Source organism: Mycobacteroides sp. PCS013, assembly GCF_049532645.1.
Classification (GTDB): domain Bacteria; phylum Actinomycetota; class Actinomycetes; order Mycobacteriales; family Mycobacteriaceae; genus Mycobacterium; species Mycobacterium gwanakae.
Genome location: NZ_CP150131.1, coordinates 651685 through 676376, shown reverse-complemented (window position 1 = coordinate 676376; position 24692 = coordinate 651685). Strand labels below are relative to the sequence as shown.

Genomic DNA, 24692 nt, shown 5'->3' with positions numbered 1-24692 from the left:
TATGAACAATTGGTATAGACCAATTTGGCGTACGCTCAGTCCGTGGACACCGTCGATGAACTCGAAGCAGTGCTGATGTCACTGCGCGGGGTATGGGACGAGGAGGCCGTCGACGAGCTCGACCATGCCCTGCAGGCCGGATACCTCGCCCACACCGACCGCGCGGACGATGAGCTGCTGCTCGCATCGGTTCTGCACGACATCGGGCACAGTCCGCTCCTCGGCCCCGCCGCCGACCACCGACACGACTCCATCGCGCGTGAATGGCTTACCCCTCGCCTCGGGAAACGGGTTGGATGGCTTGCCGGTTCGCACGTCGCGGCCAAGAGGTACCTCGCGCTGACCGATTCCGACTACGCGTCGCATCTGTCCGCCGCATCCGTAGCATCGCTGGCCAGCCAGGGCGGAGCCGGCGCAGATAGCCGATGGAGTGAGCACCCGTGGTGGCCAGACGCACTCCGGCTGCGCCGGTTCGACGACGGAGCGAAGATTCCTGGGGCCAAGGGGCTTTCCATTCCCCACGTGCTCGCACTGGCCCGAAAGGTGGTGACACGACATGACTTCTGACGTGCGGCTTCCCAAGCACTACCGCGTACGCACCGAACTCGACCACATCCTTTCGGCACTGAGCGAAGGAGATTCGGTTCCGCCCGAGCGCGATCTCGCCGAACGATTCGAGGTGTCACGCGAGACCGTCCGCCAGGCGCTGCACGAGCTGCTCGTGGAAGGGCGCATCGAGCGACGCGGACGAGGAACCGTGGTATCTGCGCCGAAGCTGGTGCAGCCGTTATCGTTACGGTCATACACCGAGGGCGCCCAGAGCCAGGGCCGAACGCCCGGGCGACTGCTGGTCACCTGGGAGGACATCACCGGAGACCCGGACCTATGCCGGGACCTTGGCATCCGGAACTCCTCGACGGTGATGCACCTGGAACGCGTCCTGCTGGCCGATGGTGCCAAGCTCGGGCTGGAAAGCACCTATCTACCCAAGTCGCGGTTCGGCTCATTGCGCAACACTTTCGATCCCGGCACCTCGCTGTACGAGGCCATACGCGAACTGGGAGTCGGGTTCGGCAGTGCCGTCGAGCGCATCGAAACGGTGCTCGCATCACCACGCGAGGCATCACTTCTGGACACCTCGACAGCTATGCCCATGCTCCTTCTGCACCGACGCACGCTCGACACCGACGGACGACCGATCGAATGCGTGCGCTCACTTTTCCGGGGTGACCGAGTGGCCTTCGAGGCAGTCCTTAAGGAATGACATCGAGTATCCCGCTCGCGTGCATTAGAGGGCAGCGGTCAGTGTCTCCAAACGCGCCGGAACATGCTTATGCCATGGGGTTCCCGCGTACTCGTCCCGCCAGGCAGAGGATGTCAGTACGTTCGGTGCCACACCCGGCACGTGCGTTTCACCGGACTCGTCGGTGTAGTCGAGGCCGAATCCGTTTGGGAGTGAGGCATGGCCTGCCTGCATCATGTCGCTGATCTCGACGGTGGCCTCCGCGCTACCCGCCGCGGTGGAGATGCGCACCCGGTCACCGTCAGCTATGCCGAGCTGTTGGGCATCCTCCAGGCTTATCCGCAGTGCGCCCTGCTGATCACGTTTACGCCAGGACGGATTACGCAGTATGTCGTTGGCGGTGTACGCCCGTCGCTCGCCCGCCGACAGCACAATCGGAAACTCCGGAGTGGTCAGCTGCGCCGGCCGCGAGGCCAATCCTCTGATTTCGTCCAGCATTTCGGGGATCGCGAGGGCAATCTTGCGATCCGCATGCGTGATCAGCGCGAAGTCGTCTTCGTACTCGTGAACGGTGAAGGTCACGCCCGATGGGCTGTTCAATATGGCATCGAAGAGCGCGTTGCCGTCCGAATGGCCCGCCCGTGCCACCGCCTGCGGATACGTCATCATCGCCTTCTGCGCCAGACCCCACAGCGCGGCGGCACCCTCCAGCCCCTTGGGCAGGGTCGGGCCGAGGGTTTCATACAGGACGTACGGAGCCAGCGGACCGAGCACCGGATTGGCCAGCACCGCGAAGAACGCCTGCAGATAGGCATCCCGACCCTGTGCGGCAGCATCACGCAGCGGCTGCAAGTCCGTGTCGTCGACCACTCCCAATGCCCGGACCAGTCGCGCCCAGATCTCCGGCTCGGGCAAGGTTCCGGGCTCGGGCTCCAGCAGCGGGTGCCGCAGCTGAAAAGTGTTGTGCGGGAACTCCAAGTTGAAGAATGTTGCTTCCACCTTCTCGAACTGGGTGGCGGCAGGCAGCACATAGTGAGCGAGGCGGGCCGTTTCGGTCATCGCCACGTCGACGACGACGAGCAGCTCCAATGCCTGGAAGGCCTCCTTGCATCGGGCCGAATCTGCAAGGGAATGCGCGGGATTGCTGCTCTCGACAACCATCGCACGGAACCGGTCAGGGTGATCGGTGAGGATCTCGTCGGGAATGACGTTGGACGGCACCAGGCCCCCGATGATGCGAGCTCCTGTCACCGGGGTGTTGCCGAAGAAACCACCCATGAGCGGCGCCATCCACGAGTGCAGATGTTGTCCACCGCGTTTGGCGAAGCTTCCGGTGAGGATCCATAGCATCTTGTTCAGATAGGAACTGAGCGTGCTGTTGGGCGCCTGCTGAATCCCGAGGTCTTCGAAGACCGCCACGCTCTCGGCAGCGGCTATCCGCCGCGCCGCCGCGCGAATGAGGTCTGCCGCCACGCCGCAGCGCTGCGCATAATCGTCGATCGGTACCTCACGCAAGGCATCCCGAACCTCCTCGGTGCCGTTGACATGTGCCGCGAGAAAAGCTTCGTCACAGAGATTTTCCTGCACCAGTACCGCGGCCAGTGCCGCAAGGCACCAGGCGTCGGCGCCGGGGCGCACTCGCAGGTGGAAGTCGGCCATCTTGGCGGTGTCGGTGATGACCGGGTCGATGACGATCATCGACCGTTGCGGATCCTTGGCGATCTCGTTGAGCACCACCCGCGCCCGCGGGAAGCTCTGCGACATCCAAGGGTTCTTACCAACGAAGACTGACACCTCGGCGTGCTCGAACTCGCCGCGGGTGTGGCCGCCGTACAAGTTCTTGTCGATCCAGGCCTCGCCCGTCTTCTCCTGTGCCAGCGCGTTAGAGCGGTACTTGGATCCGATGGCCTTCAGGAAGGCACCGCTATAGGCCCCACCCAGGTGATTGCCCTGACCGCCCCCACCGTAATAAAAGATCTTGTCTCCGCCATAGCTGTCACGGATGTGCTTGAAGCCCTCGGCGATCTCGACAATGGCCGTATCCCAATCGATTTCCTCATAGGTACCGTCGGGTCGGCGGCGCATCGGTGAGGTCAGTCGATCGGCATTGTTCTGGTAGTGATCCAGGCGCAATGCCTTGTTGCAGGTGTATCCCTTGCTCGCGGGGTGGTCCTTGTCGCCGCGAATCTTGGCAAGTGTGCGCCCCTCGGTCTGCACCACAATGCCGCAGTTGCACTCACACAAGATGCAGGCGGTGGGTAACCAATTGGTGGTGTTCATGACAAAGCCTCCTCGATAAGCGTGCGTAATTGCTTATGCACCACATCGATTGGTGTGATGTCGTGAGTGGACCGCGCGACGATGATTGCCCCCTCCAGAGAAGTTGTCATCAGCATGGCCAGCTCGTCGGCCCGTTCGCCGGGGACTCCCGCGGCGGCGAGCTTTTCGGCGATGAGGCCGATCCAACGCTGGAAGACCGCCGCCGAGTGTTCGATGAGCTTTTGATTACTGGCAGGGCTCTCCGGGTCTCCGGCCTCTACCGCGACTGCCACAACGGGACACCCAGCCCGGAAATCGCTGCGCACCAATTGCTTCCGATAGGACGCGACAAGCCTGTCCAAGGCCTCCACCCCTGAGGGTGTGGCGTCGATCATCCCGGCGATGTACTCCCCCGCCAGATCCACCGCTTCACCCAGCAATTGAGTGCGACCGCCGGGAAAGTAGTGATACGCCGAGCCGCGCGGCGCCCCGCTGTGTTCGAGTACATCGGAGATGGCCGTCGCGTGTGCCCCGCGCTCACGAATCAGCAGGGCGGCCGAGGCAACCATTCGTTCACGCGGGGTGCTCAATTGTCGTCCTTCCCGTGGCGCACAGGTCTATGTATGCTGCTCTACATAATCGGCTACCGACACGGAGAAGTCAATGTCTGAGTACGAAACCCTGAGCATCCGTCGCGACGGATATGTCCTGGTCATCGGCCTGAACCGGCCGGCCAAGCGCAACGCGTTCGATAAGACCATGCTCCAGGAGTTGTCTCTGGCATTCGGCGAGTTCGAGACGGATCCGGAGCTACGGGCTGCCGTCCTGTACGGCGAGGGCACGATGTTCACCGCCGGTCTGGACCTGGCGAGTGTGGCCGCAGAGATTCAAAGCGGTGCCTCCCTGACGCCCGAGGGCGGGATCAACCCATGGCAGGTCGATGGCACGCAACTATCCAAGCCACTGGTTGTCGCGGTACATGGCAAGGTCCTCACACTGGGCATCGAGCTCGCACTCGCCGGCGATATTGTGATCGCGGATGAGACAGCGACCTTCGCGCAGCTCGAAATCAATCGAGGGATTTACCCGTTCGGCGGTGCCACTATTCGTTTCCCGCGAGCCGCTGGCTGGGGTAACGCGATGCGATGGATGTTGACGGCCGACACCTTCGACGCCGCCGAGGCTCACCGCATCGGAATCGTGCAGGAGGTCGTTGCCGCCGGCGAGCACGTCGATAAGGCGATCGCCATCGCGCAGACGATCTCGCGACAGGCACCGCTGGGAGTGCAGGCCACCCTGCGCAACGCCCGCTCGGCGATACGCGAGGGCGAAGCCGCTGCCGAGACGCAGCTGGTGCCCACCATCCGGGAACTCTTCACCACCGAGGACGCGGCGCTGGGCGTGCAGGCCTTCCTGACCCGAACCACCGCCGAGTTCGTGGGCCGCTGAAGATCCACCGATCAGCGGGCGTTGACTGCCTTCCGCACGTCACCGAGCTCCCCGATAGGCACCGTGCGCGTCGAGGCGACCGGCCGAACTCCCGGGCCGTCGGGCTTGGACACCATGACCACGCTGTCGATGTAGGGCTGGATGGTGGTCGTGTTCTGCACGGTCGCAACGATCACCAACTGGAACCCGAACTTACGGAACGCCGATAGCGCCTGCTGCGCGAACTGCGGATCGGACTTCGAGAATGCCTCGTCGAGCATCAGCTGCGCAAAGACCGGCCGATTGTCTCCGGTTTCGGGGTTGGCGAGGTTGAAGCTCAGCGCACCGGCGAGGCAGAACGCCATCAGCTTCTCTTGCTCCCCACCGGAATTCGCACCCGCATTGCTGTAGGTGCGAATCGCCTCGCCGGTGGCGGCGTCGCGCTCCTCGCAGTACAACACGAAGCGGTTACGCACATCCAACGCGTCGCGCGTCCATTGCCTGGCCTCGGGAGTCTCCGCCGCCAGTAGATTCCGCAGTTGCAGGATGTCCTGGTACTGGTCGTGGATGGCCTTCTCGTCCCCCATGGAAACCGCAACGGCCCGTCCCGAAATCCGCCGGGCCCGCTCGTTGAGCTCGCCCACCGCCTCAAGCGCCTTGGGCTCGGCACGCAAGGTCAACCGGGTACCCCTGTTGAACTCCACCGAGCCCAAACCGCTATTGACCCGGTCGATCTGGTCGGTGATGCGGTGCGCCTCCTCCTCGGCGAGCTGATGCAACCGCAGGACTGCGGTGGGCGCCTGCTCGGTGATGAGTCGCAGCATCTGTTCGTAGGCGGCCGGTAGGTCGCGCTCGTCGATTCGGCGGCACAAGGCGACGTAATCGTGGATCTTCTCGTCGAAGTTCTCACTGTCGTTGGGAATCGAATCCGGGAAGTCCCGGTCGTAGGCGTTGAGGATCCGGTTCAGCTCGTTGCGTGAACGGGTGACACTTTCCCGCAGCACCGACTGGTCCTTCTCGATCTGACGCCACAGCTCCAACCGGTAGGTGTCCGGCTCCAGCACATCCAGGCTTGACGACAGCTGCGGAACATAGGCTTCGATACCGGACCGGGTGTGCCCGCCCACCTCGCGCGGGTTCAAATTGTCCAACAGGTCCAGTAGTCTCGTGCGGCGCGAATCATGTTCGGATTCTTGCCTTCTGAGCGCACCGATACGTTCGGAGAGTTTCTTGATCTCATCGAGATAGGAATCGGCCTGCTGCTGCAGTCCGGTGAGGTCGGGGTTGGCCTCCAGCATCGCGTCGTACTGGTCCTGAAGCCGTGCCACGGCGGCTTCGGCCGAATCGGTGTCGATCTGGCTCCAGTACTCGTACTGACTGTGCAGCTTGGACCACCGCACCACCTCCGAGCGCAGTTCCTCACGCTTGGTGTCCATCTCGCCGATGAACTTCTCGGCGTCACCAACGGCTTGCTGCGCCTCGACCACATCATCGGAGAGCGCGGCCCGCTTGTCGCCTGCGTTGCCCTGATAGATGTACTGGGAGGCACGCAGCTCGCGCCGGTCATCCTTGACCGCGCGCCGGTCGCCGTCCTTGCGCAGGCCCTGATCGGTGACCGCCCGGCGGTGCTTGCTGAACTCGTCGGGTGTATCAACCAGCACGTAATCGCCCACAGCCGCCACCAGATTCATGGCAGCACTGGCGCATTCGTGATTAGGGTTGGTCAGGCGAAGGCAGTCGGCGAGGGTGCCCGGCTCGGCACGCCGCGGCGCGCCGGAAGGGATCACCCGCTCCATCTGCAGGTAACCGCGCATCGGGTTCTCGTTGACGTATCGCAGCACCTGCCGGTGGTGCTGATCGGGCACCAACAGGCACAGACCGGTAGACCGCAGCACCTTCTCCACCGATCTGCGCCACCGTTCCTGGCCTGGGCGCAGATCCATCAATTCGCAGACGTAGGGCAGCTCCTTGGCGGTAAGACCCAGCGCCGCCGCGATTTCCCCACGCATGCGGTCCTCGTCAGGAGGCACCGAGGTACCGACATGTTCAACGCGCTTGAGCTCGGAGGAAGCAGCCCGCAGCTGATCGCGCGCTGTCGACAAGGCGCCGGCCGCCATCACATAGGCGTCATGACCCGCTTCGAGTTCCGCATTGATCCGGGTGACTGCGCGCAGGCTCTCGACCCGCATGGCTTCGAATTCCTCAGCGGATTCGACGTCTTCGTCGTGGCCGAGGTCCCACAGGGCGCTGTCGTACGCGGTACGGCGGCGCGACACCTCCTCGGCCCGGGCCCGCGCATGAGCGAGTTCACTCTTGAGCGGTGCGAGATTACTGTCGGCGGCGGCGATCCGGCCGAGCAGCTTGTCCCGCTCGCCGGTGAGAATGTCCTGGCGCGACTGGATTTCGTCGCATTCACCGCCGAGCCGAGTGATCTCGGTGTCCAACAGGTCGATCTCCGGACCGGCCAGCGCCAGCCGCTGCTGATCAACGTAGTCGCGGACGGTGTGGTGATCCACCACGTCGACGGTGGCCAGCTGCGCCGCGTCGCTGGCGTACGTCTGCTGAATCTGCTCGATATCGCCCAGCGTCTGACGCTGGCGCTGCGCGACCGCCAGTGCGGCACGCGCGTCCACCAACGGGGTGATCTGCCCCAGGGCCTCGGAGATCGCGGCCATGGACTCGGGCTCGTCGAGCATGTACTCGCGGACGAACTGTTCCAGGCCACCAACGCTTTTGAGCGACTTGGCCTTACCCAAGAGCTGCTGGGCTGCCGAGGAACCTTGGATACCAACGGCGGCGTAGAGCTGTTCCAAATACCAGCGTTCGCTCTTGTGTCCACGCCAGCCCGCGCCATCGAAAACCGCAGCCGAATATCCCTTACTCGCCCAGGAATTACACAGGTCACGAATATCGGCATCGGCGTCGATCAGGTAATAGCGGCTCGAGGAATCCGAATCTGAACCCGGTGCAAGCCATTTGAGAACGAGGCCGGTGATCACGCGACCATCGGTGCCCGAATAGGTGACCGCGATCGCCGACCATGCCGCACCCTTGCCGCGCAGGAACATCTGCGTTGGCCGCTCCCCCGGGTTCTTCAGCTCACCCCACAGACCGCGCACATACTTGTCGACGGTGCGCTTGCCCATACTCGAGCCGGCCGCAGTGGTATCGCTTGACGCGTTGAAGTTACGGCGGTTCGAGGACAGAAACGCCAGCGAAATCGCGTCCAGCAGTGAAGATTTACCGCTTCCGGACGAGCCGGTGATCAGGGTGCCGCGGCGGCTGAACTCGATGGTGTGGTACCCGTCGAAGACACCCCAGTTAATGACCTGCAGTCGAGACAGCCAGAACTGCTGGGTGGCTGAATCACCCGGCCTGCCGGGTAGGCCCTCATTCATCGTCATCGGTATCGCCATCTTCTTCATCGTCGGTGGAGTCTTCTGGGGCGGCACCGCCACGCTGCAGCTGCTCGTATTGGCGTTGCAACGCCTCGATCATCTGCGCGGACATCAGCGCGTTGATGACGGGGCTGATGGTGTAGCTGTGCTCGTCATCGCGAGTGCGCTGCAGGATCTCGGCCTTTAACAGGCGTTTGATGGCTTCGTCGACGCGGTCGCGCAGCATCGCTTCATCGCGGTCGATGTCGTGGCTGACATTGGCGAACAGTTCATGGATATCGTCGCGGCTGACCAGCACCTGCTCGTCGTGCGCGGTCCTCGCGATCTTGGCCAGGTGCAGCGCAACGATCGAGGCATACGTGCCCAGGGGTTCGCGGCGCAACACCCGGGCGCCGTACGCGCTGGGGTTCTCCAAGGGAGCCGGTTCGGCGTAGGCGACCTCAAGATCGTCGAAAACTCGTAGCCGCAGGTCCAATTCGGACAAACGCGAGGCCAGCACCTTGCGGTGCTCCATCATCGATGCCCACAACTCCGGCTGGCCGTCCTTGCTCAGATAGCGCCGGGCCACCAGGTTCTGCAACGCCCAGCATGCCTTGTCGGTCAGCTCGCTGGTGTCGCCGTCGAACCGTGGTCCCTTGACGGTTCTGGGTGCCGAGGCATCCGGCTCGACGCCCGGCAGATCGTCAAAGTTGATGTTTCCCAGGGGCGTTGTCGTCACAGTGCCGCCCCCTCCTCTTCGAGGGTTGCCAACACCGGTTCACGGAACATCAACTGAGGTACCTCCATCACCCGGTCCTGTCCATCCAGGGACCGGAACTTCACCTTGACCGACTCGCGATCAAGGGTGTTGTCCTGCTTGAGGGCCAGCGACCACAGCACGATCACGTCACCCAGATACGGTGCGTCGACATGAGAAATCATGTCAGGCAGGGAAACTGGGCCACCGGCAACAGCTCTGTTCACCGTCTCGGCCAGTGCGGCCATGTCCACCTGGGTCGCCAATGCCGAGAATCCACTCAAGTCCAAGGGGCCCGATGGCGCTTCCTGAGCCAGCACCGGCGGCGCCGTGTCCTTGATGGTGAATGACAGGGCACCGATGGACGCCGCCGCAGAGCGGCCGATCGGTAGTTCGGCGTCAATCGGGGAATCCGCGGTGGACACCTTGAGCAGCGCGTGCCCGGCGGCCAGGGCATCGTTGAGCTGTCGCGCACGGCCACGCGCCTGCTCCGTGGTGCCGGCGGCGAAGAATCGCCGGATACGTTGCGCACAGCGCTGCTCGATGCGGGAGACTTCCGCGATCTGCTGGGAAACCAGCTTGAAGAAGTTCTTCATGACATCACGCAAACCCGGGTCTAGCTCAGGTAATCCCTCAGCGACACAGGCGATATCGCTGCGTAGGGCGGCACGTTGGTCGGGGTCCTGGATGGTGCGTGTAAAGGCGGCGTACGAGGCGCGTTCGCGGGAGTCGAACAGGGCGTCGTAGTCGGCGAACATCCGTCGTGCACGGTCGCGGAACCCGGAATCGGAGTCCTCCGCCGCGTCGATGAGTCCGGCGGTGATCTCGTTCTGCATGCTGCCGTAGCGCACGATGTCGGTGATCACCTGCTCCATCTGATAGGCGATGGCCCGGGTCTCATCCTCGAGATCGACGATGTCCGGCTCGGGACGATATCCGTCGTCGATCGCGTGCAAGTAGCTCTGCAACTCGGCGATCTGAGCCTCGATATCGGCACGCAGCCGCGACGGGTCGCCATCCAGTTGAGTCGCGACCCGCTTGAGGCCCGCGGCGATGCCCGCGATGGACCCGCCGGTGGCGACGCTGTCAGCACGACGCAGTCGCCGGACGAAGGCCAGCGCACTGCGTGCGTCCTCGGTCAACGAGCAGACGTTCTCGGCGTCGTGACCGGCGCCATCCGACGCGCGGTGCAACCAGCCGTCACTTGCCCAGCTCTTGATGAGGGCGAGTCCGGACTGCTCCCCCAGGCCGACCGCGTCAAGATCCCGGTCCAGTTTGGCCACCAGCTGGGGTTCGGAAACCTTCGCACTGCGGTCCAGGTGACGCTCCATGAGCGTGATGTACGGCGCCAGATTCTTAGCGGCCAATAGCCTGACCGCCCGGGATTTCTGCACGTCGTCGTTGTGCGCGAACAGCTCTTCGATCGTCAGGTCAGTCATCGCACACCTCCATCACATAGCTAGCGCGTGTCCCCCGGCCCCGTAGCTGTCGTAGCCACCGGCCCGGAAAACCTACCGGGCCGACGAAGGCGTGGCGAATGGGCTCGCTGACGTGGGACAAATGAGGCAAATGAGTTAGCTGAGATCTCCGTGAACACCCAGGGTGCCGTCCAGGTACTGGCGGCGACAGGCCCGTCGCGCCAGTTTTCCACTGGTGGTGCGCGGGATGGCTCCCGCCGGGAGCAGGCGCACGTCGCAGAGTTCCAGGCCGTAGTGGCTGCGGACCGCCTCGCGGACCGCGTCGGCGGCTTCCTGCGGGTCAGCCTTGGCCGTCCGCGAGGCACGCTCGGCGACAACCACCAGACCATCGTCGATGGTGAAGGCGGTGACGTATCCGCGGCGCACGATGGGCGATGCGTCCGCGACGGCCGCCTCGACGTCCTGCGGGTAATACGACCAGCCGTCGATAGTGATGTGGTCGACCATGCGTCCGGTGACGTACAACTCACCATCGAGATAGAAACCCATATCGCCGGTGCGCAACCAGTCGCCGTCCACATTGGACTTGTCAGCATGGCTTTTCACGAGCGTCTCACCGAGCCGGGCGTGGAATGTCCTCGCACTTTCGTCCGGACGGCCCCAATAGCCGCGGCCAACATTGTTGCCCTGCAACCAGATTTCGCCGACATGACCGTCCGGAAGCTCGTTACCAGTCGCTGGATCGACGATCACACCTGACAGGCTGCGGGCGAGTTGGCCACAGGACACATGGACAGTGGTGTTGGGTGCATCAACAGCGGTCGATACCGCACGGCCCTCGGCGAGCTGCGCACGATCTAGGTATACGACGGAGGGTTCGGCATCCGGTGCGATGTTGGAAATAAACAGGACGGCCTCGGCAATGCCGTAGGAGGGCTTGAACGCGGTCGACGGTAATCCGAAGGGCGCAAAGGCCTTTTCAAAGGTGCGGATGGCATCGATGCTGACCGGCTCGGAACCGATGATCATCACTACGTTGCCCAGGTGAATGTCCGCACCGTCCTTCGGCACACCGCGCTGTGCGGTGTACTCGTACGCGAAATTGGGGGCGGCGGTGATGACGCGGCCTTCCTTGCAGCCGTCGGAGAGCGCCTTGATCCAGCGTTGCGGCCGACGGATGAAGGCTGTCGGCGACATGAGGGTGGAGTGGCCACCATAGACCGTCGGAAAGCCGATCATGGACAAACCCATATCGTGATAGAGCGGTAACCAGCTGCAGCCGTGCGTGTTTCGATCCAGCAGATCGATCGACAGGATCATCTGCGTCAGATTGACACCGACGGCGCGGTGCGTGATTTCCACGCCGACCGGAGGTCGAGTCGCACCCGAGGTGTACTGCAGATGCGAGATGTCGTCATCCACTAGATGCACGTACTCGAAGGTCTCACCCGCTTCATCGGGGATCTCGTCGATGACGAGGATGCGAGTGTCCTGTTCTTTGAGGAAGTCTTCGACAACCGTGCGTGCGCTGGAGGTCGTCAGGACCACCGTTGGCCTGCAGTCCGTGAGGGCGGTATCCAGACGCTCAGCGTGGCCGGGCAACTCGGGAGCGAAGAGCGGCACCGCGATGGCGCCGGCCTTGATCGCCGAGAAGAATCCGACGACATAGTCCAGACCCTGTGGAGCCAGAATGGCGACCCGATCACCACGTTCGATGTGGCGTTGCAGCGTCGCGGCTACCGCCTTCAGACGCACCCCGAGCTGCGACCACGTGAGCTCGATACGGGTGCCGTCCTCGGAGGTGGTGAAGTCCAGATAGCGATAGGCGACGGTGTCCCCGACGTTCCTGATGTTGCGCTCGATGAGGGATATCAGCGTGGTGCCGGGCGGCAGTTCGACGTTTCCGTCGGCATTCAGGCAATCGTCGATATCAAGCAAACCGTCAGCGCGAACCACGATTTCAAGTCTACGGGCGCGCGGAGTGCACACCGGGTCCCACTGAATCTCTGGTGCGGGCGGAGGGACTCGAACCCACACGTTCTTACGAACACGGGCACCTAAAGCCCGCGCGGCTGCCATTTCGCCACGCCCGCAGAGTTCCGATCGTACCTCCTCGATGTCAGAGACCCTCGTTACGTTCGAACACAAATCGCCTTGAGGAGTCCCTTTGCGATCTGCAGACGAGTTTTGCCGAGTCCAACGACTCATCGAGACCGGGATGAATGACTGTGCCATCGCACGTCAAACAGGGATACCTCGACCGACGGTGCGAGACTGGCGCCGCCGGCCTGGAGTCCTCGTGAGGGCATCTATCAACTCGTCAGCCTGTGGGGTAGCTCACGAACGGTCTTCGCTGCACGCAGAAAGCTACGCCTACCTCCTAGGCCTTTATCTGGGCGATGGGTGCATCTCACCGGACAGACGGTGCTGGCGTCTCAGGATCACCTTGGACCAGAAGTATCCGGTCATCATCGAGCGGTGCCGAGTCGCCATCGAGGCCTTGATGCCTGGACAGCAGGCCGCGATCGTTCAGTGCCCCAAGGGATGTGTGCAAGTCTCTCACTACTCCAAACACTGGCCCTGTCTCTTTCCTCAGCATGGCCCCGGCCGCAAGCATTCGCGAAAGATCGCCCTCGAGCCCTGGCAGCAGAGCCTCGTCGATCAGGCCACCGAGGATTTCGTCCGGGGTCTGATTCACAGCGATGGCTGCCGGGTGGTCGCCAACGATCGCGGAGTCGCCAGCACCCGCTATCACTTCACCAACCGTTCGGAAGACATCCTCGGCCTTTTCACCGCAGCCCTCGACAGGCTCGACATCCCCTGGACTCGATCGACCGCTTACGTCGTCTCCGTCTACCGCAAAGCTGCCACCGCGCGTCTCGACGAGTTCATCGGACCAAAGCGCTGACCAGGGGCGTTGGCACCCGCCCCCACCTCACGCGGTACCGTCAGGAGGTGTCCACTACACGGCGTCGGAGACCGGCACTCATCGTGCTGGTCGGCGTCAGTGCGCTCGCGTTCCTGGGCCTGGCCTACTGGCAGTTCCAGCGATTCGAGTCGGTGACCGGCGATGGCCAGAACCTCGGCTACGCCCTGCAGTGGCCGCTTTTCGCGGCGTTCGTGATTTGGGCTTATCGCCGCTTTGTGCAGTACGAGGACGAGGGCCCGCCCCCGCCGCCCAGCGACCGGGTGACCGAAATACCGGAGGGCCTGCTTCCCGAGCGCCCTGCCGCCGCGAAGCCGGATCCCGCCGACCGCACACTGACCGACTACAACGCCTACCTCGCCGCCCTGGCCGAAGAAGATAGGAAGCCTGCCCCGTGACCGAGCCCGAAGCCACACCCCAGACGCCCGCCGTGACCACGCCGGTCGAGAAAATCCGTGGCGCCCTGTGGCGCTACCGGATCCTGGCCTGGACCACCGGTGTGTGGCTGATCGCCCTCTGCTGGGAAATGTGGCTCAAATACATTGAGCACGTACCGCATCCGCCGAGCTGGATCGGCATCGTGCACGGGTGGATCTACTTCGTGTACCTGATCTTCACCACCGATCTGGCCATCAAGGTGCGCTGGCCGTGGCCACGCACCGCCGGCACGCTGCTCGCGGGCACGATCCCGCTGCTCGGTTTCATCGTCGAGCATTACCGCACCAAGCAGGTCAAGGAGCAGTTCGGCATCTAGCCGAAAGAAATCTCCAATGTCAGGAATACTGACATGGTGATGCGACTTTGATAGCGGTATGACCACCACACATGCAGTTGTCGCCACCGCCTATGGCGCATCCGACGTACTCGAGTTCCGCGAGTTGCCGATCGATGGCCCCGCCGACGGCCAAGTGCTCATCGACGTCAAAGCCGCCGGCGTTAATCCCATCGACTGGAAGCTGTATTCGGGAGCCTTCGGCACCGACCCGGCCGCAATCCCCATGCGCCTCGGCCTCGAGATCTCCGGAACTATCGCCGCCGTCGGCCCGGGTGTCGACGGGTTCCAACCCGGTGATGACGTCATCGCCGCCGGGCAGATCGGTGGCTACGCCAACCAGATCGTCACCACCGCAGACCAGGTGTTCAAGAAGCCCGCGAGTCTGTCCTTCAACGAGGCCGCAGGATTCCTGCTCACCGGGCAGACCGCGGTCCACCTATTGGAAGCCACCAATGTCACCGAAGGGGACACCGTTCTGATTCACGGTGCCGCGGGCGGCGTGGGACTGTTGGCCACCCAGCTCGCCAAGGCCCGCGGTGCAACCGTGATCGCCACCGCCAGCGCTGCCCGCCACGAACAGCTTCGTGGCTACGGAGCGATCCCGGTCGAATACGGCCCCGGACTGCAAGACCGTGTCAGCTCAATCGGCTCGGTTGATGCAGCCCTCGATCTGGTCGGCACCGATGAAGCCGCCGACGTCTCATTGGCACTCGTTGCCGACAAGGACCGTATCGCCACGATCGCCGGATTCGGCCGTGCCGCAACCGATGGCTTCAAAGCACTGGGCGGCGGCCCCGGTGCCGATGCGGGCACGGAGATCCGTCTGGCCGCCCGCCCTGAGCTGATTCGCCTTGCGGGCAATGGCGAACTCAAGGTCACCATCGATCGCACCTATCCGTTGGCCGAAGCGCGCCAGGCCCATGAGTACGTCCAGACGGGCCATGCCCGCGGAAAGGTCATCCTGCTGCCCTGACCCCCGCGAGCAGCCCCCTAATGCGGGGGCTGCTCCCCGGGGAGGCTACGGCGCGGTCCGGCCGAGGTTAACCAGGTTGCGCAGCATCGGGAGCAGCGCCGCCAGCGCCCGTCCGCGATGCGATACCGCATCCTTCTCTTCGGGCGTCATTTCCGCTGCGGTCCGCAGACCGCCGCGCGGCACGAAGATCGGGTCGTAGCCGAAGCCGTTCTGCCCCGCGGGTTCGCGCGCGACCGAGCCCTTCCAGCGCCCCTCTACGACGACCTCATCGCCGTCCGGAGTCACCAGCGCACACGCCGATACGAATGCCGCACCGCGGCGCTCATCAGGCACATCGGAGAGCTGCGCGAGCAACAGTGCGGTGTTGGCAGCATCATCTCCGTGCCGCCCCGCCCAGCGCGCAGACAGCACACCGGGCATCCAGTTCAGCGCATCTACCGCAAGCCCGGAATCGTCGGCGACGCAGGCCAATCCGGTCTGTTGTGCGCCCTCACGCGCCTTGATGAGCGCGTTGTCCTCAAAGCTGGCGCCCGTCTCTGGCACTTCCTCGTATTCGGGCACATCGGCGAGCGAAACCAGTTCGACCCCGGTAACCCCTGACGACTCGAGCACCCGATGTAACTCCGCGAGCTTCTTCGGGTTACGGCTCGCGACAAGTATTTTCATGGCCCCCGCCTACTTCGAACCGAACGCCTTCTTCTGTGGCGCCTCCGGCAGGACACCCGGATACGGCAGGGCTAACGCTTCCTTCTGCAGAACGAACAGTTCCTCGGCGGCGCCGACGGCGGCGTCAAGCAGCTTGTCCAGCGTCGTACGCGGGAAGGTGGCGCCCTCACCGGTGCCCTGAACCTCCACCAACGTACCGGTGTCGGTGGCCACCACATTCATGTCCACCTCGGCGCGCGAATCCTCTTCGTAGGGAAGGTCTACGCGCACCCGGCCGTCCACCACGCCAACACTCACGGCGGCGATCGCACACGACAGTGGCTCATCATCGGCGAGCTTGCCGTGCGCGGCCAGGTACGTCACCGCATCGGCGAGCGCTACATACGCACCGGTGATCGCGGCGGTGCGAGTCCCGCCGTCGGCCTGCAGCACATCACAATCGATGGCAATGGTGTTCTCCCCCAATGCCGACAAGTCGATACACGCACGAAGAGAACGCCCGATCAAGCGGCTGATCTCCTGAGTACGGCCACCTACGCGCCCCTTGACCGATTCACGGTCGCTGCGGGTATGGGTAGAGGCCGGCAGCATCGCGTATTCGGCTGTCAGCCAACCAAGTCCAGAACCCTTGCGCCAGCGCGGCACACCCTCGGTGGCGCTGGCGGTGCACATCACCCGCGTCTGACCGAACTCGATGAGTACCGAACCTGCCGGGTGCGAAGTGAATCCCCGCGTAATGGTCACCGGGCGCAGTTCGTCGTCTTGCCTGCCGTCTTCTCGTCTGGACACGCCCTCGACCTTATCGTCTCCGCGAAAGTACCGAGCGTGAGCGGCAGAGCTACAGCTCGATGGTCTCCCCGGCGACGACGGCCCGCACCGGCCCGTCGAATGCCGACTTCGCCTCGGCGATGACATCCTCGCGCGAAGTCCACGGCGGGATGTGGGTCAGCAGCAGTTCCTTCACGCCTGCTCGGGCCGCGATCTGCCCCGCCTCGGTGCCGGACAGGTGAAGGTCCGGCGGGCGGTGCCCCGGCATGTGCGTCCACGACGCCTCGCACAGGAACACGTCGGCATCGCGAGCCAGCTCGACCACCGCGTCGCATATGCCGGTGTCACCGCTGTAGGCAAGGACGGCACCTGACGTGTCCTCGATCCGCAGTCCATATGACTCCGGCGGATGCGCCACCCGTGTGGGTGTCACCGTGAGCGACCCGAATTCGACGGGCACACCTTCACTCCACGCATACAAGTCGAAGATGTCGGTGAAGTCGTCGACCTCACCGCCGATCTCGGCCGACGCGGCCCCCACCCGAATCAGGGTGTCGGCAGGCCCGTACATGATGGCCTTGCCCTTGGGCGGATTCGGGTGATAGCGGCGCCACACGAACAGACCAGGCAGGTCCAGGCAGTGGTCGGCATGCAGGTGCGACAGCAGAACGGACACCGATCCGGGGTCGGCGAACCGTTGCAGAGAGCCCAAGACGCCGCCACCGAAGTCGATGACCAACGGTGGCGCATCCGGTGCCGTCAGAAGGTAACCAGACGCCGGTGAATCCGGTCCGGTGACACTGCCTGAGCAGCCGAGCACGGTGACTCGCACAGCCCCTAGCTTGCCACGTCCGGCAAGCGTCTCGGCACAGGGTTAGAGAGGTGTTGCAATTTCGGTGTAACCCGCAACACCGCTAGCTCGAGTTTGCACCGCTGTCACAGCCGGACCGAGGAATCTGGCCGCCAGGGTGCGGAACGCATCGGGGTCACCGGTTGCCTCAAAAACGCGGTTCGGACCTGAGGCACTCGGGTTATCCGGATGCGGCCGCAACAGATCCCTCTCCGACAGCACCCGCAGCAGGTCCTTGGCAGTTTCCTCGGCGCTGGACACCAGCGTGACATCCTCGCCCATGGCGAGCTGGATCAGCCCGGACAGCAACGGATAGTGCGTGCAACCCAGCACCACGGTGTCGACCTGAGCCCGCTGCAGCGGCTCCAGATAGCCCTCGGCGAGCTGCAGCACTTGCCTCCCGCTGGTGATGCCACGCTCCACGAAGTCGACGAAACGCGGACATGCCACCGCCGTGATCTCGGTGTCCCGCGCGGCCGCGAACGCATCCTGGTACGCACCCGATGCGATGGTCGCCGCGGTTCCGATGACACCGATCTTGTTGTTGTGGGTGGTGTGCACGGCGCGGCGCACCGCAGGCAACACCACTTCGATGACCGGCACCGGCGCATAGCGTTCACGAGCGTCACGCAGGCATGCCGCCGAGGCCGTATTACAGGCGATCACCAGGGCTTTCACCCCGCGTCCGACGAGGTCGTCACCGATGGCCAGCGCGTGCCGGCGGATCTCCGGAATGGTCAGCGGACCATATGGCCCGTTACCCGTATCACCGACGTAAATGATGTCCTCGTCGGGCAGCTGGTCGATGATGGCCCGCGCGACGGTCAGTCCGCCGACTCCGGAATCGAATATCCCGATCGGCGATGCGCCGCTTGCGCCAAGACCCTCGAGAGCAGCGCCGGGGCCCGTCATGTCGACAGCCTTGGTGGCGCCCCAGGACCACGTGCAGCCTTCGCCTTGCGTTCCCTACCCGAGAGCCAATAGGCGGCCAGTACGCCGGCGATAGCCCCACTCAGGTGCCCCTGCCAGGACACCCCGAACTGTCCGGGCAGCACACCCCACAGCACACCCCCGTAGAGGACGATCACGACGACACCGATGAGGATCTGACCCACGCGGCGGTTGAAGAATCCTCGGACAATCACATAGGTGAGCCAGCCGAAGATCAGCCCCGACGCCCCGATGTGATTGGTCTCGTAGGGCGAGCCGAGGTTGCCAATCAGCCACGTGCCGATCCCGCCGAGAACCCAGATGATCGCAGTTGCCAGCAGGAAGCGTCCGAGCCCGGCGGCCGCGGCCAGGAAACCCAGCACGAGCGCGGGCACCGTGTTGGCAACCAAGTGGCCCCAATTCGCATGCAGCAGGGGCGCGAACAGGATGCCGTCCAGACCATCGGCCTCCAGCGGCCGGATGCCGTTCTCGTCGAGTTGGTGCCCGGTAACCGTATCGATGCCTTCGATGACATAAAGCAACGCGACGAATGAGACCACCAGGATTCCGCCGGTGACCCACTGTGGCCGTCTGGACCGCTCGGGACGGGCTGGATGGAACCCCTCCGGGCCACCCTGGTATCCCGTCATGCCCACAACTGCCCTTCCAGCGCGTCCTCTGCGTCATCCACGGTACCGGCGTAGGCGCCGGTCGACAGATACTTCCAGCCCGCATCGGCCACCACGAATGCGATGTCCGCGCGCTCGCCCGCCTTGACGGCCTTGGCCGCCATGCCGAGCGCCGCGTGCAGAATCGCGCCGGTCGAGATGCCCGCGAAGATGCCTTCTACTTGCACCAACTCGCGGGTACGGCGCACCGCGTCGAACGACCCGACCGAAAAGCGGGTGGTGAGCACCTCGGGGTCATACAACTCGGGCACGAATCCCTCGTCGATGTTGCGCAGTGCGTAGACGCCCTCGCCATAGCGCGGCTCGGCGGCAACAATTTGCACCCCGGGCACGTTCTCCCGCAGGAACCGTCCGGTACCCATGAGGGTTCCGGTGGTGCCCAGCCCGGCAACGAAGTGGGTGATCTCGGGCAGGTCGGCCAGAATCTCCGGGCCGGTGCCGTGATAGTGCGCGGCGGCATTCGCCGGGTTGCCGTACTGGTACAGCATCACCCACGAAGGATTTTGCGCGGCAAGCTCTTTGGCAGTGGCGACGGCGGTATTGGAGCCACCTTCGGCCGGGGAGAAGATGATCTGAGCGCCGTATAGCTCAAGCAGCTGGCGTCGCTCGATGGAGGTGTTCTCCGGCATCACGCAGATCATCTTGTAACCCTTGAGCTGCGCGGCCATCGCCATCGAGATTCCGGTGTTGCCACTGGTGGGTTCCAGAATCGTGGCTCCCGGTTCCAGCAGCCCGTCCTGCTCGGCCTGTTCGATCATGCGCAGGGCAGGCCGGTCCTTGATGGAGCCGGTCGGATTGCGGTCCTCCAGCTTGGCCCACAGCCGCACATGCGGATCGCCGTCCCAGGCCGGGGACAGCCTCTGCAACCCGACCAGCGGCGTGTTCCCGAGGGCCTGGAGCAACGAGTCGTATCGGGTCATGCGCCGCTAGCCACCGGCCACGGCGGGCAGGATGGTGACCGAATCGCCATCGGCGATCTCGGTGTCCAGCCCACCCGAGAACCGCACGTCCTCGTCGTTGACGTAGATGTTGACGAAACGGTGCAACTTGCCGTCGTCAACCAGCCGGTCGGAGATCCCGGAATAGTTGGATTCCAGGTCCGCGATCACCGCTTGCAGCGTGGAACCCGTTGCCGTGACGCGCTTCTCGCCACCGGTGTGCGTACGCAGGATCGTGGGAATCGATACTTGAATCGACACGGTGGATATTCCTTTTCTCTAGTACTGCTCGACTTCTCTAGTACTGCTCGACGTATTGGTCCACAACGGAAATCTCCTCTTCGGTGACCACCCCGTCGACGATCCGGTAGCTGCGCAGTTCGTGCTGCTCAGGATCGCGAGTGGACACCAAAACGTAGTGGGCATCGGGTTCCGCGGCCAGGTTGATATCAGTACGGCTGGGGTAGGCCTCGGTCGCGGTGTGCGAGTGATAGATAACCACCGGCACCTCATCGGCGTCATCCATCGCCCGCCAAACCCGAAGCTGCTCACCGGAATCAAAGCGATAAAAAGTAGGAGACCGCTCGGCGTTGATCATGGCAACGTGTCGCTCGGGACGATCGGAACCCTCCGGACCGGCCAGTACACCGCAAGCCTCATCGGGATGATCGGCGCGGGCATGCTTGACCATGGCGTCGACCAAATCGGCGCGAACTACCAGCACTGTCTTTCCTGCTTCCCTCTTGGCGTCTCGGACGATTACGAAAACGCTCCTGGCAACACGTCACGATATGCGGGTATTCCGGCCACGCTCACGGCGCCCACCACGGCCCGCACCACGGCACGCTCCACACAGTCGGCGGCGGCAATCCCCACCGAAATGGTGAGAGCCTCGGCATCGCCCTCGCCGGTCCCGGTCGCCAGCACGTACAGCGTGTCCCCATCCATCGGGGTATGCGCGGGCCTGATCGCCCGTGCCAACCCGTCGTGCGCAGCAATCGCCACCCGGCGGCATTGCGCCTTGCTCAGCGGGGCGTTGGTCGCCACCACGCCGATCGTGGTGTTCAACGAGACCGATTTGTCGGGCAACGCGGCCAGCGCCGCGATCTGGCTTGCCGGAGGCGCGCCGAGTTCCGGCGCACAGGCGGGCTCCCACGGCAGCCCTGTCGACGGATTGATCACCAGTCCAACCGGGTTGGCCACGATCACGGCACCGACCACAATCCCATTACCCAGATCCGCACTCGCGGAGCCGACACCGCCCTTGAGAGTGCCGGCTCGCGCTCCGACACCAGCACCCACGGCACCCCATTCGGGCGTATCGCCTGCGAGTTCTGCCGCCCGGTAACCGAATTCAGCGTCGGGACGGCTCTTCCAGGCACCCACCGGTAGATCGAAGATGACTGCTCCCGGGACGATGGGCACGGTGCCGCCCTGCAGGGCCACTCCCCTGCCCTGCTCCTCCAGCCAGCGCATCACCCCATCGGCGGCGGCCAGTCCGTAGGCGCTGCCGCCGCTGAGCACAATGGCGTCGACCGTAGAGACGGTGTTGGCCGGATCGAGCAGATCGGATTCACGCGTTCCCGGAGCTCCGCCGCGCACATCGACCGCACCGGTCGTCCCCGGCGGCGCCAGCACCACGGTGGTGCCGGTGGCCCAGCCCGATCCGAGTTCGGCGTCGGCATCCACGCGCTGGTGATGTCCCACCAGCATTCCCGGAACGTCGGTGATCGCACCCGAGAACAGGCTCATACCGCCGACTTCCCCATCAACGCGAGCACCAACAACTCCTGCATCACGGTCAGCCAGTGGTAAATGTCCATATGCCCCGCCATCGGATCGTCTGCGGGCAACTCCTGCGGCCCGTCGCTGTCGATCCCGAGCATCGCCCCCAGCGCCAGGCGCACATCATTGAGCGCGGTCAGCCATGCGCGCGCGTCGTCCTCGGACAGCTCAAAGCGCCCGCCCTCCAGGGGAAGCGTGCGCAGCAACCGTTGACCCGCCTCACGTTTGGCGTCGATGATCTCCGGTTCATAGAGGCTGCGCAGTGCGCTGTTGAGTCCGCTCACCGCCTCGAGACTGCTGGTGCCGTCCTGGTCGGGGCGGTGAAAGTCGGGAAGCAACCGCCCAAGAGTGACATCGGAGGGCGCCGCGGTGTTCCCGGTACGGATGCCGGTCAGCTGTGCCAGCTCGTCGTTGGGCGCTGACGATTCGCGCTCATCGAGCATCGCCAGCATGGAAGTGACCATCGACTGTACGAGCGCCGCCTCGTGCGGCTCCATCTCAGAACGCAGCCGAACCCCATCAGACGCGTTGACGCGCTTCCACTTTCGCACGGATCAGCGGCTCAACGATCCTGCTGCAGAGTGGCCCACAGACCGGCGGCGTGCAGCTTGCTGACGTCGATCTCCATCGACTCACGCGCCCCGCAGGACACCACAGCCTTGCCCTCGTGGTGAACCTGCAGCATCAGGTTGGTGGCCTCGCTCTCGCTGTAGCCGAACAGCTGCTGGAACACGTAAGCGACGTAGTTCATCAGGTTTACCGGGTCATCCCACACGATGGTGACCCACGGCGACTGGGTCTCGTCGACATGTTCGACAGACCTCTCTGCGGTAGTCCCTGGCAAGGCTCGCGCCGGCGCACCCATGGCCCCAGAATACCGGGGCCGCGAACTCTGTCAGCATGAAGTTCGGGTTCCCCGTCTCCCCGGAGCCTCTCGGGACCCGTTCACGCACCCGGGTATCCCGCTAACGTGGCGCACATGGCGCACCTGCATACGTCATTGCTCACCGACAAGTACGAGCTCACTATGCTTGCCGCCGCACTGCGTGACGGCACCGCGGGACGTCAAGCCACGTTCGAGGTGTTCGCCAGGAGGTTGCCGGACGGCCGCCGTTACGGCGTCGTCGCCGGCACCGCCCGATTGCTCGAGGCGCTTGCCGAATTCCGATTCGGATCGGAAGAATTGGAATCGCTGTCCGACTTTCTGGACGAGGACACACTCCAGTACCTGGCCGCATATCGATTTAGTGGCGACATCGACGGCTACCGCGAGGGTGAGCTCTACTTCCCGGGATCCCCGGTGCTCACGGTGCGGGGAACCTTTGCCGAATGCGTCATTCTGGAGACCCTGGCACTGTCGATCCTGAACCACGACAGTGCCATCGCCTCTGCCGCCGCCCGAATGGTGTCGGCCGCAGCAGGCCGTCCGCTTATCGAGATGGGCTCACGGCGCACCCACGAACTGGCGGCGGTAGCCTGCGCCCGCGCCGCCTATCTCGCGGGATTCGAATCGACGTCCAACCTGGAGGCCCACCGCCGCTATGGTGTGCCCGCCCGCGGCACCGCCGCGCACGCCTTCACTCTGCTCCACGCCAAGGACGGCATGAGCCCCAGCGAGGCCGAGCGTGAAGCATTTCGCGCGCAGGTCGAGGCGCTCGGGGTGTCCACCACCCTGCTGGTGGACACCTACGACATCACCACCGGGGTCGACAACGCCATCGCCGTCGCCGGGCCCGAGCTCGGGGCGGTGCGCATCGACTCGGGAGATCTGGGCATGCTGGCCCGGCAGGTTCGGGCACAACTCGACAGGCTGGGAGCGCACCGGACCCGCATTGTCGTCTCCGGGGACCTCGACGAGTACTCCATCGCGGCACTGCGCGCCGAACCCGTCGACATCTACGGTGTCGGCACCTCGGTGGTAACCGGATCGGGGTTCCCGGCGGCCGGCATGGTCTACAAACTCGTCGAGATCGACGGTATCCCGGTGGCAAAACGCAGTAGCCACAAGGAATCACATGGCGGCCACAAGTGTGCGCTGCGCACCGCCAAGCCGACGGGCACCGTCACCGAGGAGGTGGTGTATCGCGCGGCCGCCGGTCAGCCCACGGTGATGGAGCCGCACCGGGTACTGACCACCCCACTGGTGCGCGGAGGCGCGCCCGCCACCTCCGACTCTCTCGACGACGCCAGAGACCGGGTACGCACGGGATTACTGAGCCTGCCGTGGGAGGGGCTGGGCCTTTCGCACGGGGATCCTGCGATCACCACCCGATTGGTGGGATAATTCCTGGCCGGAGGACACATGGCAGCCAGAAGGCAATGGGCGGGAACCACTCCCGCCGAGCGTCGAGCGACGCGTCGGCGGGCACTGCTCGATGCGGGTATCGCGGCGCTCGGCGCCATCGACGGCCCGGCGCTGACTATCCGCACGGTCTGCAGGTCTTCCGGCGTATCGGAGCGCAACTTCTATGAGGAATTCGGTGACCGTGACGACTTCGTGCGTGCGGTGTACCAAGACGTCCTCGAATCCGTGATGCGCGTCGTCACCGAATTCGCCGCCGAGGGAGACGATTTAGAAACCCGCGCGGTGGAGACCTTCATCGGGGCGACCGTCGACAACCCCGCCTACGGACGCATCATGATGCTCGCCCCGTTCACCGAACCCATACTGGGCAGTGTCGGGTTCGCGGGCTCGATGGCCTTCGCCTCACTTGCCGAGAAGGCACTGATCGACGTCGACGATCCGGGGCGGCGGCGCTTCCTATCGGTGTCGCTTGTCGGCGCGGCCTCCGGCGCCATCATCGATTATCTGCGCGGAGATCTGGCCATCAGCCGCGACGAGCTCATCGACTACATCTCACGCATGGGCCGTCACGTGTCTGACATCTTCGACTGAGTACCGGCGGGGGT

Annotated in this window: 26 protein-coding genes and 1 tRNA gene; 9 read left to right on the top strand and 18 right to left on the bottom strand. The window is 64.3% G+C overall.

Features of this window, described 5'->3' with window-relative positions; all coding sequences use genetic code 11:
* Nucleotides 1–42 precede the first annotated feature (42 nt).
* A complete protein-coding gene (locus tag RHO23_RS03380; RefSeq protein WP_164687544.1) occupies nucleotides 43–567 on the top strand; it encodes an HD family phosphohydrolase in 525 nt (174 codons plus the stop codon).
* Complete coding sequence (locus RHO23_RS03375; protein ID WP_057969332.1) at nucleotides 557–1264, top strand: GntR family transcriptional regulator; 708 nt, start codon at nucleotides 557–559, stop codon at nucleotides 1262–1264. The genes RHO23_RS03380 and RHO23_RS03375 overlap by 11 nt, the downstream gene beginning before the upstream one ends.
* Nucleotides 1265–1288: 24 nt before the next feature.
* Here RHO23_RS03375 and RHO23_RS03370 read toward each other — a convergent pair whose 3' ends face one another.
* Nucleotides 1289–3523, bottom strand: a complete 2235-nt coding sequence (locus tag RHO23_RS03370) for a molybdopterin-dependent oxidoreductase (protein ID WP_070942657.1) — start codon at nucleotides 3521–3523, stop codon at nucleotides 1289–1291.
* On the bottom strand, nucleotides 3520–4092 hold the full coding sequence (locus RHO23_RS03365) for a TetR/AcrR family transcriptional regulator (protein WP_070942658.1): 573 nt from the start codon (nucleotides 4090–4092) through the stop codon (nucleotides 3520–3522). The genes RHO23_RS03370 and RHO23_RS03365 overlap by 4 nt, the downstream gene beginning before the upstream one ends.
* A 73-nt stretch (nucleotides 4093–4165) precedes the next feature.
* Between RHO23_RS03365 and RHO23_RS03360 the strand changes: the two genes are divergently transcribed.
* A complete protein-coding gene (locus RHO23_RS03360) occupies nucleotides 4166–4951 on the top strand; it encodes a crotonase/enoyl-CoA hydratase family protein (RefSeq protein WP_423488659.1) in 786 nt (261 codons plus the stop codon).
* 11 nt (nucleotides 4952–4962) lie between these two features.
* On the opposite strand, the gene RHO23_RS03355 is transcribed toward RHO23_RS03360, so the two are convergent.
* The 5 genes from RHO23_RS03355 to RHO23_RS03335 form a co-directional block, all read right to left on the bottom strand.
* On the bottom strand, nucleotides 4963–8328 hold the full coding sequence (locus RHO23_RS03355; protein WP_101312270.1) for an ATP-binding protein: 3366 nt from the start codon (nucleotides 8326–8328) through the stop codon (nucleotides 4963–4965).
* Nucleotides 8321–9046: a DUF4194 domain-containing protein gene (locus tag RHO23_RS03350; protein WP_070942661.1), complete on the bottom strand. Its 726-nt coding sequence runs from the start codon at nucleotides 9044–9046 to the stop codon at nucleotides 8321–8323. Before RHO23_RS03350 ends, RHO23_RS03355 begins: the two co-directional genes overlap by 8 nt.
* Nucleotides 9043–10503 carry a DUF3375 domain-containing protein gene (locus tag RHO23_RS03345; RefSeq protein ID WP_064408225.1) on the bottom strand — a complete coding sequence of 487 codons (1461 nt, stop codon included), beginning with the start codon at nucleotides 10501–10503 and terminating at the stop codon, nucleotides 9043–9045. Before RHO23_RS03345 ends, RHO23_RS03350 begins: the two co-directional genes overlap by 4 nt.
* 135 nt (nucleotides 10504–10638) lie before the next feature.
* Nucleotides 10639–12438, bottom strand: coding sequence for a fatty acyl-AMP ligase (locus tag RHO23_RS03340; RefSeq protein ID WP_064408223.1), 1800 nt, complete (start codon nucleotides 12436–12438; stop codon nucleotides 10639–10641).
* A gap of 51 nt (nucleotides 12439–12489) precedes the next feature.
* Nucleotides 12490–12575, bottom strand: a tRNA-Leu gene (locus RHO23_RS03335).
* Nucleotides 12576–12700: 125 nt separating this feature from the next.
* Between RHO23_RS03335 and RHO23_RS03330 the strand changes: the two genes are divergently transcribed.
* From RHO23_RS03330 to RHO23_RS03315, 4 genes are read left to right on the top strand one after another with little or no spacing between them, the layout of a single operon-like run.
* Nucleotides 12701–13390, top strand: a complete 690-nt coding sequence (locus tag RHO23_RS03330) for an LAGLIDADG family homing endonuclease (protein WP_064408221.1) — start codon at nucleotides 12701–12703, stop codon at nucleotides 13388–13390.
* Nucleotides 13391–13437: 47 nt separating this feature from the next.
* Nucleotides 13438–13806, top strand: coding sequence for a hypothetical protein (locus RHO23_RS03325; protein ID WP_075907736.1), 369 nt, complete (start codon nucleotides 13438–13440; stop codon nucleotides 13804–13806).
* Nucleotides 13803–14162, top strand: coding sequence for a DUF3817 domain-containing protein (locus tag RHO23_RS03320; protein WP_030094937.1), 360 nt, complete (start codon nucleotides 13803–13805; stop codon nucleotides 14160–14162). The genes RHO23_RS03325 and RHO23_RS03320 overlap by 4 nt, the downstream gene beginning before the upstream one ends.
* A gap of 58 nt (nucleotides 14163–14220) precedes the next feature.
* The gene (locus RHO23_RS03315; protein ID WP_070942664.1) at nucleotides 14221–15156 is read left to right on the top strand and encodes an NADP-dependent oxidoreductase; all 936 of its coding nucleotides are present in this window, start codon (nucleotides 14221–14223) and stop codon (nucleotides 15154–15156) included.
* 45 nt (nucleotides 15157–15201) lie between these two features.
* Here RHO23_RS03315 and rdgB read toward each other — a convergent pair whose 3' ends face one another.
* The 11 genes from rdgB to clpS all read right to left on the bottom strand — a co-directional run bounded on the left by rdgB (nucleotide 15202) and on the right by clpS (nucleotide 22647).
* A complete protein-coding gene (gene rdgB / locus RHO23_RS03310) occupies nucleotides 15202–15822 on the bottom strand; it encodes an RdgB/HAM1 family non-canonical purine NTP pyrophosphatase (RefSeq protein WP_423488658.1) in 621 nt (206 codons plus the stop codon).
* A gap of 9 nt (nucleotides 15823–15831) precedes the next feature.
* Complete coding sequence (gene rph, locus RHO23_RS03305) at nucleotides 15832–16611, bottom strand: ribonuclease PH (RefSeq protein ID WP_030094934.1); 780 nt, start codon at nucleotides 16609–16611, stop codon at nucleotides 15832–15834.
* Nucleotides 16612–16660: 49 nt separating this feature from the next.
* Nucleotides 16661–17422: a cyclic nucleotide-degrading phosphodiesterase gene (locus RHO23_RS03300; protein WP_057965115.1), complete on the bottom strand. Its 762-nt coding sequence runs from the start codon at nucleotides 17420–17422 to the stop codon at nucleotides 16661–16663.
* Nucleotides 17423–17464: 42 nt separating this feature from the next.
* Nucleotides 17465–18352, bottom strand: a complete 888-nt coding sequence (gene murI, locus RHO23_RS03295) for a glutamate racemase (protein WP_057967278.1) — start codon at nucleotides 18350–18352, stop codon at nucleotides 17465–17467.
* A complete protein-coding gene (locus RHO23_RS03290) occupies nucleotides 18349–19020 on the bottom strand; it encodes a rhomboid family intramembrane serine protease (RefSeq protein WP_057967279.1) in 672 nt (223 codons plus the stop codon). The genes murI and RHO23_RS03290 overlap by 4 nt, the downstream gene beginning before the upstream one ends.
* Nucleotides 19017–19979, bottom strand: a complete 963-nt coding sequence (locus RHO23_RS03285; protein WP_030094930.1) for a cysteine synthase — start codon at nucleotides 19977–19979, stop codon at nucleotides 19017–19019. Before RHO23_RS03285 ends, RHO23_RS03290 begins: the two co-directional genes overlap by 4 nt.
* Before the next feature lie 6 nt (nucleotides 19980–19985).
* On the bottom strand, nucleotides 19986–20258 hold the full coding sequence (locus RHO23_RS03280) for a MoaD/ThiS family protein (RefSeq protein ID WP_030094929.1): 273 nt from the start codon (nucleotides 20256–20258) through the stop codon (nucleotides 19986–19988).
* A 37-nt stretch (nucleotides 20259–20295) separates the two neighbouring features.
* Complete coding sequence (locus RHO23_RS03275) at nucleotides 20296–20688, bottom strand: M67 family metallopeptidase (RefSeq protein ID WP_199344173.1); 393 nt, start codon at nucleotides 20686–20688, stop codon at nucleotides 20296–20298.
* Between the two features lie 68 nt (nucleotides 20689–20756).
* Nucleotides 20757–21749 (bottom strand): P1 family peptidase, encoded by a 993-nt coding sequence (locus RHO23_RS03270; RefSeq protein WP_057967280.1) that lies wholly within the window; start codon nucleotides 21747–21749, stop codon nucleotides 20757–20759.
* On the bottom strand, nucleotides 21746–22333 hold the full coding sequence (locus tag RHO23_RS03265) for a DUF2017 domain-containing protein (protein ID WP_030094926.1): 588 nt from the start codon (nucleotides 22331–22333) through the stop codon (nucleotides 21746–21748). The genes RHO23_RS03270 and RHO23_RS03265 overlap by 4 nt, the downstream gene beginning before the upstream one ends.
* 11 nt (nucleotides 22334–22344) lie before the next feature.
* Entirely contained in the window at nucleotides 22345–22647 is a 303-nt protein-coding gene (clpS, locus tag RHO23_RS03260) for an ATP-dependent Clp protease adapter ClpS (RefSeq protein WP_030094925.1), read from the bottom strand.
* Between the two features lie 114 nt (nucleotides 22648–22761).
* Between clpS and RHO23_RS03255 the strand changes: the two genes are divergently transcribed.
* Together RHO23_RS03255 and RHO23_RS03250 are read left to right on the top strand one after the other, a co-directional pair.
* Nucleotides 22762–24066, top strand: a complete 1305-nt coding sequence (locus tag RHO23_RS03255) for a nicotinate phosphoribosyltransferase (RefSeq protein ID WP_423488657.1) — start codon at nucleotides 22762–22764, stop codon at nucleotides 24064–24066.
* Nucleotides 24067–24084: 18 nt separating this feature from the next.
* Complete coding sequence (locus RHO23_RS03250; protein ID WP_030094923.1) at nucleotides 24085–24678, top strand: TetR/AcrR family transcriptional regulator; 594 nt, start codon at nucleotides 24085–24087, stop codon at nucleotides 24676–24678.
* The last annotated feature ends 14 nt before the right edge of the window (nucleotides 24679–24692 follow it).